At 31.9% G+C, this 13,420-nt stretch carries 10 protein-coding genes; 1 reads left to right on the top strand and 9 read right to left on the bottom strand.

Translation table 11 applies throughout. From position 1 onward, the window contains the following. Positions 1-151 precede the first annotated feature (151 nt). The 3 genes from gatB to gatC are packed head-to-tail and all read right to left on the bottom strand — an operon-like array spanning position 152 to position 3,353. Entirely contained in the window at positions 152-1,579 is a 1,428-nt protein-coding gene (gatB, locus tag NSQ15_RS04375) for an Asp-tRNA(Asn)/Glu-tRNA(Gln) amidotransferase subunit GatB (protein WP_017637868.1), read from the bottom strand. Positions 1,580-1,591: 12 nt separating this feature from the next. After that, the gene (gene gatA / locus NSQ15_RS04370) at positions 1,592-3,049 is read right to left on the bottom strand and encodes an Asp-tRNA(Asn)/Glu-tRNA(Gln) amidotransferase subunit GatA (RefSeq protein WP_154840913.1); all 1,458 of its coding nucleotides are present in this window, start codon (positions 3,047-3,049) and stop codon (positions 1,592-1,594) included. A gap of 1 nt (position 3,050) precedes the next feature. Next, on the bottom strand, positions 3,051-3,353 hold the full coding sequence (gene gatC / locus NSQ15_RS04365) for an Asp-tRNA(Asn)/Glu-tRNA(Gln) amidotransferase subunit GatC (protein WP_002452273.1): 303 nt from the start codon (positions 3,351-3,353) through the stop codon (positions 3,051-3,053). A 423-nt stretch (positions 3,354-3,776) separates the two neighbouring features. Here gatC and putP point away from each other — a divergent pair, with 423 nt between their 5' ends. After that, positions 3,777-5,315 carry a sodium/proline symporter PutP gene (gene putP, locus NSQ15_RS04360; protein ID WP_217194178.1) on the top strand — a complete coding sequence of 513 codons (1,539 nt, stop codon included), beginning with the start codon at positions 3,777-3,779 and terminating at the stop codon, positions 5,313-5,315. Positions 5,316-5,373: 58 nt separating this feature from the next. Here putP and NSQ15_RS04355 read toward each other — a convergent pair whose 3' ends face one another. From NSQ15_RS04355 to purB, 6 genes are all read right to left on the bottom strand, one after another. Beyond that, the gene (locus tag NSQ15_RS04355) at positions 5,374-6,576 is read right to left on the bottom strand and encodes a CamS family sex pheromone protein (RefSeq protein ID WP_340746966.1); all 1,203 of its coding nucleotides are present in this window, start codon (positions 6,574-6,576) and stop codon (positions 5,374-5,376) included. 9 nt (positions 6,577-6,585) lie between these two features. Beyond that, on the bottom strand, positions 6,586-8,592 hold the full coding sequence (ligA, locus tag NSQ15_RS04350; protein WP_108000097.1) for an NAD-dependent DNA ligase LigA: 2,007 nt from the start codon (positions 8,590-8,592) through the stop codon (positions 6,586-6,588). A gap of 3 nt (positions 8,593-8,595) precedes the next feature. After that, the gene (gene pcrA / locus NSQ15_RS04345; RefSeq protein WP_124760405.1) at positions 8,596-10,788 is read right to left on the bottom strand and encodes a DNA helicase PcrA; all 2,193 of its coding nucleotides are present in this window, start codon (positions 10,786-10,788) and stop codon (positions 8,596-8,598) included. Then, entirely contained in the window at positions 10,785-11,477 is a 693-nt protein-coding gene (locus NSQ15_RS04340) for a heptaprenylglyceryl phosphate synthase (protein ID WP_017637874.1), read from the bottom strand. The genes pcrA and NSQ15_RS04340 overlap by 4 nt, the downstream gene beginning before the upstream one ends. A gap of 181 nt (positions 11,478-11,658) precedes the next feature. Then, positions 11,659-11,961, bottom strand: coding sequence for a YerC/YecD family TrpR-related protein (locus NSQ15_RS04335; protein ID WP_017637875.1), 303 nt, complete (start codon positions 11,959-11,961; stop codon positions 11,659-11,661). Between the two features lie 105 nt (positions 11,962-12,066). After that, on the bottom strand, positions 12,067-13,362 hold the full coding sequence (gene purB / locus NSQ15_RS04330; RefSeq protein ID WP_070452146.1) for an adenylosuccinate lyase: 1,296 nt from the start codon (positions 13,360-13,362) through the stop codon (positions 12,067-12,069). Positions 13,363-13,420: the final 58 nt, after the last annotated feature.

Below are 13,420 nucleotides of genomic sequence, written 5' to 3'. Positions count from 1 at the left end.
GTATGGCTTTGTATGAATGAACTTTAATTCAGTCGTTCTTATATATATCTATTAACTAAGTCATCACTCTTCATTCTACAAAAAGAAACACTAAAAAACTCCTACAACAATTAGTTTACACTAATCGTTATAGGAGCAAAAATCAAACCTATTATCTTTTATCTAATTCTTGTTTTAATAATTGATTTACTTTTTGAGGGTTAGCTTGACCTTTTGAAGCTTTCATAATTTGTCCTACTAAGAAGCCCATTGCTTTACCCTTACCATTTTTATAATCTTCTACTGATTGTGGATTATTATCTAATGCTTCATTAACAAATTTTAATAAAGTTGCTTCGTCAGAAATTTGAACTAAGCCTTTATCTTCCATAATTTGTTTAGCGTCTCCACCATTTTCAGCTAATTCTGGGAAGACTTTTTTAGCAATTTTACTGCTCATTGTTCCGTCTTCGATTAATTTAATCATACCTGCTAAGTTTTCTGGAGTTAATTTAGTATCTAGTAAATCAACTTGATTTTTGTTCAAGTATTCGTTTACGCCACCCATTAACCAGTTTGAAGTTAATTTTACATCTGCTCCATGTTCAATTGCACCTTCAAAGAAATCAGACATTTCTTTTGTAAGTGTTAATACATGTGCATCATATTCGGGTAATCCTAAATCATTAACATATTTAGCTTTACGTTCATCAGGTAATTCTGGAATAGTTTGACGAACACGTTCTTTCCACTCATCATCAACATATAAAGGTACAATGTCTGGTTCTGGGAAGTAACGATAATCGTCAGATCCTTCTTTTACACGCATTAAAATTGTTTTACCAGTTGATTCATCAAAACGACGTGTTTCTTGGCCAATTTCTCCACCATTTAATAATTCTTCTTCTTGACGTTTTTCTTCATACTCTAAACCTTTACGAACATAGTTAAATGAGTTTAAGTTTTTCAATTCAGCTTTTGTACCGAATTCTTCTTGACCATAAGGACGTAAAGAAATGTTAGCATCACAACGTAATGAACCTTCTTCCATTTTACAGTCAGATACGCCAGTATATTGAATGATAGAACGTAATTTTTCTAAATAAGCATATGCCTCTTGTGGAGAACGAATATCTGGTTCAGACACAATTTCAATTAATGGTGTACCTTGACGGTTTAAATCAACTAATGAGTAACCATCTTTATGTGTTGATTTACCAGCATCTTCTTCCATGTGTAAACGAGTAATACCAATACGTTTCGTTTTTCCGTCTACTTCGATATCAATATACCCATTTTCACCAATTGGTTCATCAAATTGAGAAATTTGATATGCTTTTGGATTATCTGGGTAGAAATAGTTTTTACGGTCAAATTTAGAATTAGTTGCGATATCCATATTTAAAGCCATTGACGCACGCATTGCCCAATCTACTGCTCTTCTATTTACAACAGGTAATACACCAGGGTATGCAAGGTCAATTACATTAGTATTTGAGTTAGGTTCTGCTCCAAAATGCGCTGGTGATGGAGAGAACATTTTTGAGTCTGTTTTTAGCTCAACGTGAACTTCAAGTCCGATAACTGTTTCAAAATGCATTATTTCCACTCCTTATAATTTTTCATAAGCGTCATGTAAGTTGAATTGTGTTTCATATTGGTATGCAACACGATATAACGTCTTTTCATCGAACGGTTTACCTATAAATTGTAATCCAATTGGGCGTCCGTTTGATTGTCCACAAGGAACAGAAATACCTGGTAAACCTGCTAAGTTAACTGGTGTTGTTAATAAGTCATTAGCATACATTGTCAATGGATCGTCAATTTCGTCACCTAAATCAAATGCAGTTGTTGGTGCTGTTGGTCCTACTACAACATCATAATTTTCGAACACTTTATCAAAATCATTTTTAATTAAAGTTCTAACTTTTTGTGATTTTTTATAATAAGCGTCATAATAACCTGAACTTAATGCAAATGTACCTAAGAAGATACGGCGTTTCACTTCATCACCGAAACCTTCTGATCTAGACATTTTGTATAATTCTTCAAGTGATTGTGCTTCTTTTGAATGATAACCATAACGAATACCATCAAAGCGAGCTAAGTTAGCTGATGCTTCTGAAGATGCAATTACATAATATGATGGTATACCATATTTAGTATTTGGTAATGATACTTCTTCTACTTCAGCACCTAGTGATTTTAATGTTTCTACAGCATTTTTAACTGATTCTTTTACATCTTCACTAACACCTTCACCTAAGTATTCTTTAGGTAAAGCAACTTTTAATCCTTTAATATCTTTACCGATTTCAGAAGTGAAGTCTACATCTTCAACTGGTGCACTTGTAGAATCATTAGCATCTAATCCAGAAATTGCTTCTAAAACTAAAGCATTATCTTTAACATTACGTGTTAATGGTCCAATTTGGTCTAATGAAGATGCGAATGCAACTAGTCCAAAACGTGATACACGACCATAAGTTGGTTTCATGCCTACGATTCCGCAATAAGAAGCTGGTTGACGAATAGAACCACCAGTATCTGAACCTAAACTAAATGGCACTAATCCTGCTGCTACAGCTGCTGCTGAACCACCAGAAGATCCACCAGGTACAGCTGAGTGATCAAATGGATTTACAGTTTTCTTGAAATAAGATGTTTCTGTTGAACCACCCATCGCGAATTCATCCATATTTAATTTACCAATTAATACAGCATTTTCATTATGCAATTTGTTCATAACTGTAGATTCATAAATTGGTACAAAACCTTCTAACATTTTGCTTGCACAAGTAGTTTCTAAATCTTTTGTGATGATATTATCTTTAATTCCCATTGGGATACCAAATAACTTACCTTCCATTTGGTCTTTCTCTTGTAATTCATCTAATTCTTGTGCTTTTTTCATTGCGTTTTCTTTATCTAAAGCTAAGAAAGATTTAATTGTTGGATCTGTTTCTTCAATTGCATCATAAATATCACTAACTATTTGTGATGGCTTAATTTCTTTATTTTTAATTAAAGTTAATAAATTCTCAACAGACTCATAGCGAATACTCATCTTAAGCGTCCTCCTCATTCATGATGGCTGGAACTTTAAATTGTCCATTTTCAGTTTCTTTTGCATTTTTTAATGCTAATTCTTGAGGAATGCCCTCGATAGCTTTATCTTCACGTAATACATTTTGTAAATCTAATACATGATATGTTGGTTCTACACCTTCTGTATCAGCACTATCATTTTGTTTAGCAAAATCTAAAATACTTTCTAATGTATTGGCCATTTCATCCGTTTCTTCAGGAGAAATTTGAAGTCTGGCTAAATTAGCTATATGTTCAACTTCTTCACGTGTTACTTTAGTCATTAAATAAAAGCCTCCTTATTACTCATTCATCACTAAATTGTATCAAATATTCATTTAAAAATCTAAGCATTTATTGATTGAGAGTAATTTAAATAACTCATTTCATATCTTAGGTTGATATTTATTCAAATATTGGAGTGAAATAAACTCGAACCACATCGATTGTTAATTGTGTTTTTGTTACTTATTTATAAATAAAAGCATATTTATTGAAAAAATATCCCTAAGTATATCTTTGGATACATTATTATGCATAATTAATAAACAATAAACAACACACATTTATTAAAGTATCCTCTTTACATAAAGCACTTAAAGTTGATTAAAAACAAAATTTTATTTTTTCACTTTTCTAAACATTTAACTATAATGTATAATATTACATGTGACACAAATAAATACTTATATAAGGGAGTGTTTAAAATGCTATATTTGGGGACAGCACTTAATCAGCAAGTGAATGCAAATTGGCAAACCTATATTATGATTGCCATTTACTTCATTATTTTACTTATTATTGGGTTTTATGGTTACAAACAAGCTACTGGTAATTTAAGCGAGTTTATGTTGGGCGGTCGTAGTATAGGACCTTATATCACTGCATTATCTGCAGGAGCTTCTGATATGAGCGGTTGGATGATTATGGGGTTACCGGGGTCGGTATATAGCACTGGTTTATCTGCGATGTGGATAACAATTGGATTAACACTTGGCGCCTATATCAATTATTGGGTCGTTGCACCTAGGTTAAGAGTTTATACAGAAATAGCGGGAGATGCTATCACCCTTCCAGATTTCTTTAAAAACAGATTAAATGACCAACAAAATATCATTAAAATTATTTCAGGTTTAATTATTGTTATATTTTTTACGTTATATACGCACTCTGGATTTGTTTCAGGTGGAAAGTTATTTGAAAGTGCGTTCGGCTTAAATTATCATTATGGATTAATACTTGTAGCTATTATAGTAATTTTCTACACTTTCTTTGGAGGATACTTAGCCGTATCAATTACAGACTTTTTTCAGGGTGTTATTATGCTAATCGCCATGGTTATGGTACCAATTGTTGCGATGATGCAGTTAAATGGTTTAGATACTTTTAGTAGAGTTGCTGAAATGAAACCTACTAATATGGATATTTTTAAAGGGACAACAGTAATTGGAATTATTTCCTTATTTTCATGGGGCTTAGGCTATTTTGGACAACCTCATATTATCGTACGTTTTATGTCTATTAAATCACATAAATTATTACCTAAAGCAAGACGTCTAGGTATTAGTTGGATGGCTATCGGACTTTTAGGAGCAGTAGGCGTTGGATTAACAGGTATTGCATTTATATCAGAAAGAAATTTAAAAATGGAAGATCCAGAAACGTTATTTATTATTATGAGTCAAATTTTATTCCACCCACTTGTTGGCGGATTTTTACTTGCTGCAATTTTAGCAGCCATTATGAGTACTATTTCTTCACAATTATTAGTTACTTCAAGTTCTTTAACCGAAGATTTTTATAAACTTATTCGCGGTGAAGAAAAAGCAGCTACTCATCAAAAAGAGTTTGTAATGGTTGGTAGATTATCAGTATTAATTGTTGCCATTATTGCAATTGTCATTGCGTGGTACCCAAATGACACTATTCTTAATTTAGTTGGTAATGCATGGGCTGGCTTTGGTGCATCATTTAGCCCGTTAGTATTATTTTCATTATATTGGAAAGATTTAACTAGAGCTGGTGCAATTAGTGGAATGATTAGCGGAGCATTGGTAGTTATTATTTGGATTGCTTGGATTAAACCTCTAGCTTCTATCAATGAATTATTAGGTATGTATGAAATCATTCCTGGATTTATAGTAAGTGTCATCGTTACTTATGTCGTAAGTAAATTAACAGCTAAACCAGGTGACTTTGTAAATAACGATTTAGCTAAAGTGAAACAAATTGTTAAAGAAAAATAGAAACTAATATATTAGGGTCCGAGAACTTTATATCTCGGACCCTAATTTTTAGTTAAATTTAATTATGGTAAATGTGTACTTCTGGTTCTTTATCGTCTTTATTTTTACTAATCAATGCGCGCGGATTATTACCATCTTTAATTCTAATTTCATATTCATCTATATTATCAAAATATTTCTTAGCCTGTTCTGTAACATATTGAGTAATACCAATTGTCTCAGCTTGACCGTAATAATCTATTGGTAAGTCAACTGTTAATTGTTTTGCTTTTTTATCAACAAATTTTACTTTACCTACTGCTTGAGTAAAGTTAGAAAAGTAAGATTGTAAATTATCATTAAATTGTTTGAAATTATTATTTAATGATTCATCATAGTCACCCGCTGTTGAAGATGGTAATAGAGCAGTTTTTTCATTGATTGATTTCCAATCATTGATTTTAGTTTGACCATCATCTGCAGTCGCACCTGCTATAAATTCTCCAGGTGTGATAGATTCCTGACTACTTTGTTTATATATAGCGAAGTGAATTGGAATATCTTTTAAATCACTGTTTTCTCTTAATCTTGATAACATTTCACTTGCCATTGCCTTACCTTGCTTTTCTATTTCTTTGTCATCTAATTTTTTACTATAGGTTTCACCGTCTTTTTCCTTTTGGTAATAATATTTGCTATTCATTGCTAAACCAATCGTCATACCTTTAATGTTCTTACCTTTTGAATCGCTATTACCATAGAAATCTTGTTCTAAAATATTGGATAAATATGCTGGTGACTTTTCTGCTATTTTAGTTGGATCTGTTTCCCCTTGGTGAGAAGGATTAAGCCCTAAGTTTTCATTAGCTTTTTTCTTTTTCTTTTCCTTCTCACTCATGTTATCTATTTCTTTTTTAGTATATTTAGGATCCAAATATGCATTAATCGTTTTTTTATCTAAAAACTGTCCATCTTGATATAAGTATTTATCTGTTGGAAAGACTTCTTTACTTAGTTCTAATAGTCCAGATTCGAAACCTTCACTATTATAACTATTTGCCATATTATCTTGTAAAAGGCCACGTGACTGACTTTCTTTAAAAGGCAAAATAGTACGATAATCATCGCCTTGAACATTTTTATCCGTAGCTACTTGTTTCACTTGTGATGAATGACTATCTTTTGATTGATTTGTGTCTTGATCTGACTTTTTGTCTTTATCATTACTGCATGCGGTTAGAATAAAAATTGTCGAGATAAGTAAAATTATTGTTCTCTTCATCGACGTACCTCACTCATTATTGATTTCCTTTTGTTTTGTCGCAAATTCATCTTCAGTCCAAATTTCTGTTCCAAATTTTTCAGCTTTAGTTAGTTTAGAACCTGCATCAGCACCAGCAATAAGTAAATCTGTACTTTTGGTTACACTATTAGTTACTTTGGCACCTTGCATTTGTAACCATTGTGATGCTTCATTACGTGTCATTTGTTCTAATTTACCTGTTAATACAATCGTTTTACCACTAAATTCTGGATGCCCTTCAATTTCTGTTGTTTTGACACCTTTGTATGTCATATTAACATTTTTATCTTTTAGTTTTTGAATTAATGCACGAATATCTTCATTATCTAAATAGGTAACAACAGATTGAGCTAACTTATCGCCTATATCATGGATGCCTACCAGTTCTTCCTCTGTTACTTCAATTAGTCGATCCATTGTTTCATATTTCTCGGCTAATACTCTGCTTGCTTTAACCCCAAGATGTCTAATACCTAAACCAAATAATAAATGTTCTAGAGATTGTGATTTTGCTTTATGAATTGCTTCAAGTAAATTTTCAACTTTTTTACTTCCCATGCGATCCAGTGGTAATAAATCGTCTTCAGTTAAATAGAATATATCAGCAACATCTTTAATTAAATTATTTTCATAAAGTTGTTGAATAATCTTAGTTCCTAATCCGTCTATATTCATTGCTTGGCGAGATACAAAATGAATTAGTCCTTCAATGAGTTGTGCCTGGCATTTAGGATTAATACATCTTAAAGCTACTTCCCCTTCTATCCTTACAAGTTCATGATTACAACTTGGACAATGTGTTGGCATATGATAAGTTTTGGCATCATCAGGTCGACGATCTAAAATACTTTTTACAACTTCTGGAATAATATCGCCAGCCTTTTTGATGACTACGCTATCGCCAATTCTTATATCTCTTTCATGAATTAAATCTTCATTATGTAATGAAGCTCTTGAAACTGTAGTTCCCGCTACTCTCACTGGTTCAAGTATCGCGGTTGGTGTTACAACGCCCGTTCGACCTATACTTAACTCAATGTCCAATAGTTCAGTTACAACTTCTTCAGCAGGAAATTTATATGCAATAGCCCAACGTGGAGATTTTTGAGTAAATCCCATCTCGTCTTGTTGTTCTAAGTCATTCACTTTAATGACAATGCCATCTATATCATAAGATAAATCTTCTCGCTGAGCTGTCCATTTTTCTATATATTTTAGGACACCTTCTATATCAGATACTCTTTCACGTTCATGATTAGTTTTAAAACCTAATTGATCTAATTCATCTAATGCACCACTTTGAGTTGTAGCTTCAAAATCAGTAAAGTCATTAATACTGTATAAGAAAACACTTAATTTTCTTTTAGCTGCTAATTTAGAATCTAATTGTCTTAATGAACCTGCTGCTGCATTTCGAGGATTAGCAAAAGGTTGTTCACCGTTGTTTTCCTTTTCTTCATTTAAATTCATAAATGATTGTCTTGGCATATATGCTTCTCCACGCACCTCAAAATTTAAAGGTTCTTTAATTTTTAATGGAATAGCATGTATCGTTCTTAAGTTTTCAGTAATATCTTCTCCAGTTGTACCATCTCCACGAGTTAAACCTTGTACAAAACGGCCATTTTGATATTTTAATGAAACAGCTAAACCATCAATTTTAAGTTCACACATATATTCTACTTTACCAATATTATCTCGTATACGTTGATCAAATTTTCTTAAATCTTCTTCATTAAAAGCATTCCCTAAACTTAGCATTGGTGTATCATGATTTACCTTTTCAAATGTAGATTGAGCTTCTCCTCCCACTCTAACTGTAGGTGAATCTGATGTTTTATATTCAGGGTGTTCTTCTTCTATATGAATAAGTTCATGTAATAATTTATCGTATTCACTATCAGGAACTGATGGATTATCTTGAACGTAATACTCGTAACTATATTGATTTAATAAATCATGTAATTCATTTACACGATTTTGCATATCATTCATCCACTAGTCCTCCTTTTTTTCAATTGGTGCAAATTGAGCTAGTAATCGCTTTGGTCCTTCTGATTTAAATATAATATCTAATTCTACAGAACCATTTTTTTCATTAACGTTACTAACCATACCTTCTCCCCATGCTTTATGAGTAACTTTATCTCCTACTTTCCAGTCAGAAGAAGTTACCTGTTTTTTAGATGAAGTTGTTCTCTTACTAAAGCCGCGTTTCTGAGTTGGTTTCGCCTTAGGTTGAATTGTTTGTCGTTTACTACCCGAATGACTTTCCATTAAATCTTCAGGAATTTCTTTTAAAAATCGAGATGGCATATTAGATTGAGAACGTCCAAACAACATACGTGTTGTTGCGTTAGTAATGTATAGTGTTTCCTCAGCTCGTGTTATCGCTACATAACAAATTCTTCGCTCTTCTTCCATTTCATGGTCGTCATCACTTTTAATTGCTCTAATATGTGGGAAAAGCGATTCTTCCATTCCCATAATAAATACAATCGGAAACTCTAACCCTTTAGCAGAGTGCATTGTCATCAATGTAACTCCTGACTCTGTATCCGCTTCATCAATGTCAGCAACAAGTGATAAATCTGTTAAAAAGTTGATTAATGATTGTTCTTCAAGTGGTGTATTTTCTTCATAATCTTTAGGAACTGACATAAATTCATCTAGGTTTTCTAAACGACTACGTGATTCTAGAGTTTGTTCTCTATCAAGCATATCTCTATAACCTGACTTAACTAAAACTTCTTCCACTATTTCACTTATTTCAAGAAATTCTTGCTCTTTAATTAAATTTTGAATCATTTCATAAAAAGAAATACATTCTTGAGTAACTTTTTTAGATAGTCCTATAAAATCAACTTCACCTAAAGCATCGAACATACTTATATTATTTTGAACTGCATAGGTTTGTATTTTTTCAACTGATGATGGACCTACACCACGTTTTGGGACATTAATAATACGTTGTAAACTAATATCATCATTACTATTGGCAATAACTCTTAAGTAACTTAATAAATCTTTAATTTCTTTACGATCATAGAATTTTTGGCCGCCAACCATTGTATAAGGTATATTAGATTTCATAAATGTTTCTTCTAATACACGTGATTGCGCGTTCGTTCTATATAATATAGCCATATCACTATATTTCTTTCCATTACGCTGATGTTTCATAATTTCTTTTACTACGTATTCAGCTTCATCACGTTCTGTTGTTGCTTCGTAATAATTTATTTTGTCTCCGCCTGTATTAGCAGTCCACAATCCTTTTGGTTTTCTTTCTGTATTGTTTTTAATGACTTCATTGGCAGCATTTAAAATTGTTTTAGTTGAACGATAATTTTGTTCTAAGAAAATCGTTTTGGCATTAGGATAATCTTCTTCGAATGATAAAATGTTTTGAATATCTGCACCACGCCAACCATATATAGATTGGTCTGAATCACCAACGACACATAAATTTTTAAATTTATTGGCTAATAATTTGATTAATGTGTATTGTGCTTTATTGGTATCTTGGTACTCATCAACATGAATATATTGGAATTTATTTTGATAATACTCTAAAGCTTCAGGTACTCTTTCAAATAAATTAATAGTAGTCATAATTAAATCATCAAAATCTAATGCTTCATTTCTTGATAATTGTCGTTGATATCCTTTATAAACTGTAGCTACCATTTGTGAATGATAGTCATTTGCTTCATTTTGGGCATCTTCTGGTGTTTTTAATTCGTTTTTCAAATTACTAATAGCGCCTATAAACATACGTGGTTCAAAACGTTTGCTATCGATATTTTCATTTTTCAATACATCTTTGATAACGGATTTTTGGTCTGTTGGGTCAATGATAGTGAAATTACGTTCTATACCTATACGATCAGCATCACGACGTAAAATTCGAACACACATTGAGTGGAATGTAGACATCCAAATGACTTGAGCTTCTTCACCAACCAATTGTTCAACTCTTGCTTTCATTTCTTTAGCTGCTTTATTAGTAAATGTAATTGCCAAAATATTATAAGGTGATACATCTTTCTCGTCTAATAAATATGCGATTCTATGTGTTAGTACTCGTGTTTTACCAGATCCTGCACCTGCCATAATTAATAGTGGGCCTTCTGTAGTTCTGACAGCTTCACTTTGCTCTGTATTCATATTTTTTACTAATGAATTCATTTACTAGACTCCTTTACCTTAACTGTTTTTAATGCTTTTTTTATATCTTTATAAATAATATCTCCAACAACTATAGTATCGGCATACTCAGCCATCTCTTTGGCTTGGGATAAAGTAGTGATACCACCACCATAAAATAGCTGTGTTGTCGTTAGCGTATCTTTAACTGATTTCACTGTGTCTACTTCCCCATATTTTCCACTATTTTCTAAGTACATAATGGGAAAACGATATAATTCATTAGCCATTAACGCATATGCATCTATATCATTTATATCTAATTGAGTATTAGCATTTGTTCGTTGTGCAACTTTGCTATCTTCATTCATTACAAGATAACCCTCAAATATTACCTCATCAAAATCAATGACATGTCCATATTCTTTCAAAGCTTCGAGGAGCATTCCATTATGGTATTTGACATTATTACTATTCAATACTGTTGGAATAAAATAAAAATCAAAACCTGGCATAACACTCTCTATATTTGAAACTTCTAAAACAAGTGGTAATGGGTAACGTCTAACTCTACTCATTAATTGAATGACATTATCTTCTGTCACATTATCTGTGCCCCCTAAGATAATAGCATCAGTGTTAGACATACATATTGCATCTAAATCATTGTCAGAAATAGTCTTTGCGGGGTCTAATTTAAATACATGGCGCCATTGTTTAATGTTATACATTACATGAAACTCCTTTTTTTAACATACCTTAAATTATATCATTTTTAACTTTTTAGTTCTAAACAGATATCGTGAAAATGTACAACTTATTTCTAAAATTTTTAAGAATTGATAAAAAAGGAAACGATCGTCAACATATTATCGTCGTTAAACTTTAATGTTGCGATCGTTTCATCTTATATTATTCTTTTGTATCGATATTTAATCGATTTAAAATCATCGTGTAAGCATCATTACCCCATTGTAAAGAACGTTTTACACGAGATATTGTTGCCGTCGATGCGCCAGATTCTTGTTCTATAGTTGCATATGTGTATCCTTGTTTAATCATTTTAGCTACTTGAAGTCGTTGAGAAAGTGATTGAATTTCATTCACTGTACATAAATCATCGAAAAACTGATAGCATTCTTCTCTATTTTCTAATGTAAGAATTGCATCAAACAATTCATTTAATGCATCCCCGCGTAATTTTTCAATTTGCATCGTAACAGCTCCTATATGCATATTCTTTTATCATTTTAACTTACTAATAAGTTAAAGTGTAGTAGTTTTATGATAAAAAGTATAGGATTTTAAGTTAATCACTTATTATTCTAAGCCAGCTCTTTTGAAAATAGTATCTACTTGATTTAAATGATGTTTAGGGTTAAAGCATTCATCTAGGTCTTCTTTAGATAATATATCTGTGATTTTGCTATCTTGTTCAATAAGTTCTCTAAATGGTGTTTTAGTTTCCCAAGATTTCATCGCTTTAGGTTGAACTGTATCATAAGCTTCTTCACGTACCATACCTTTATTTATAAGTGAAAGTAGTACACGTTGAGAATAAATTAAACCAAATGTTTTATCAATATTCGCTTGCATATTTTCTTCGTACACAGTCAAACGATCAACAATGTTAGTAAATCTATTTAATGCATAGTCTAAAGCAATTGTTACATCAGGTAACATGATTCGTTCAGCTGATGAATGTGAAATATCACGTTCATGCCATAATGGAACGTTCTCATATGCAGTAGTGATATAACCACGTATAACACGAGAAATACCAGTAATATTTTCAGAACCGATAGGATTACGTTTATGTGGCATTGCTGATGACCCTTTTTGTCCTTTAGCAAATGCTTCTTCTACTTCACGAGTTTCAGTTTTTTGTAAGTTTCTGATTTCAACTGCAAATTTTTCTAAAGAAGTAGCTATCAGTGCCAATGTTGCAATATAGTAAGCATGGCGATCACGTTGTAATGTTTGTGTTGAAACTGGTGCTGCACCTAAACCTAAATATTTACATACATAGCTTTCAATTTCAGGTGGAATATTAGCAAATGTACCAACAGCACCACTCATTTTTCCTACTTCAATTTCTTCTCTAACTTCTTTAAAACGTTTTAAATTACGTTGCATTTCTGTATACCATAATGCCATTTTTACACCAAATGTAGTAGGCTCAGCATGTACCCCATGTGTTCTTCCCATCATTAAAGTGTATTTATAATTTTTTGCTTTGTCTTCTAAAACTTTAATAAATCTTTCTAAATCTTTTTCAATAATATCGTTTGCTTGTTTAATGACATAGCTTAATGCTGTATCAACTACATCTGTAGAAGTTAATCCATAATGAACCCATTTTCTTTCGTCGCCTAATGTTTCTGAAACTTGTCTAGTAAATGCTACAACATCATGTCTTGTTTCTTGTTCAATTTCTTTTGCACGTTCAACATCTACTTTGGCATTTTGACGTATTTTTTTAACATCTTCTTTAGGAATATATCCTAACTCGCTCCATGCTTCTGATGCTAAAATTTCAACTTCAAGCCATGCTTCATAGCGGTTTTGGTCTGTCCAAATAGACGACATTTCTTCTCTAGAATAACGTTCAATCATTGTTTAAGCTCCTATCATATGTGTATTTATAATTTTATTTCTAAAAACTGTACATTAA

Origin of the sequence: Staphylococcus sp. FSL W8-0774, assembly GCF_038006785.1 — a bacterium.
Lineage (GTDB): Bacteria > Bacillota > Bacilli > Staphylococcales > Staphylococcaceae > Staphylococcus > Staphylococcus pasteuri.
Note: the sequence above shows the minus strand (reverse complement) of the source record. Positions and strands in the feature narration are given on the sequence as shown.

What these genes read in the sequence shown, in the direction of transcription:
- NSQ15_RS04340 (WP_017637874.1), bottom strand. Translation starts at nt 11,477, where the DNA reads ATGTATAACATTAAACAATGGCGCCATGTATTTAAATTAGACCCCGCA.
- purB (WP_070452146.1), bottom strand. Translation starts at nt 13,362, where the DNA reads ATGATTGAACGTTATTCTAGAGAAGAAATGTCGTCTATTTGGACAGAC.
- gatC (WP_002452273.1), bottom strand. Translation starts at nt 3,353, where the DNA reads ATGACTAAAGTAACACGTGAAGAAGTTGAACATATAGCTAATTTAGCC.
- ligA (WP_108000097.1), bottom strand. Translation starts at nt 8,592, where the DNA reads ATGAATGATATGCAAAATCGTGTAAATGAATTACATGATTTATTAAAT.
- pcrA (WP_124760405.1), bottom strand. Translation starts at nt 10,788, where the DNA reads ATGAATTCATTAGTAAAAAATATGAATACAGAGCAAAGTGAAGCTGTC.
- NSQ15_RS04335 (WP_017637875.1), bottom strand. Translation starts at nt 11,961, where the DNA reads ATGCAAATTGAAAAATTACGCGGGGATGCATTAAATGAATTGTTTGAT.
- NSQ15_RS04355 (WP_340746966.1), bottom strand. Translation starts at nt 6,576, where the DNA reads ATGAAGAGAACAATAATTTTACTTATCTCGACAATTTTTATTCTAACC.
- gatB (WP_017637868.1), bottom strand. Translation starts at nt 1,579, where the DNA reads ATGCATTTTGAAACAGTTATCGGACTTGAAGTTCACGTTGAGCTAAAA.
- putP (WP_217194178.1), top strand. Translation starts at nt 3,777, where the DNA reads ATGCTATATTTGGGGACAGCACTTAATCAGCAAGTGAATGCAAATTGG.
- gatA (WP_154840913.1), bottom strand. Translation starts at nt 3,049, where the DNA reads ATGAGTATTCGCTATGAGTCTGTTGAGAATTTATTAACTTTAATTAAA.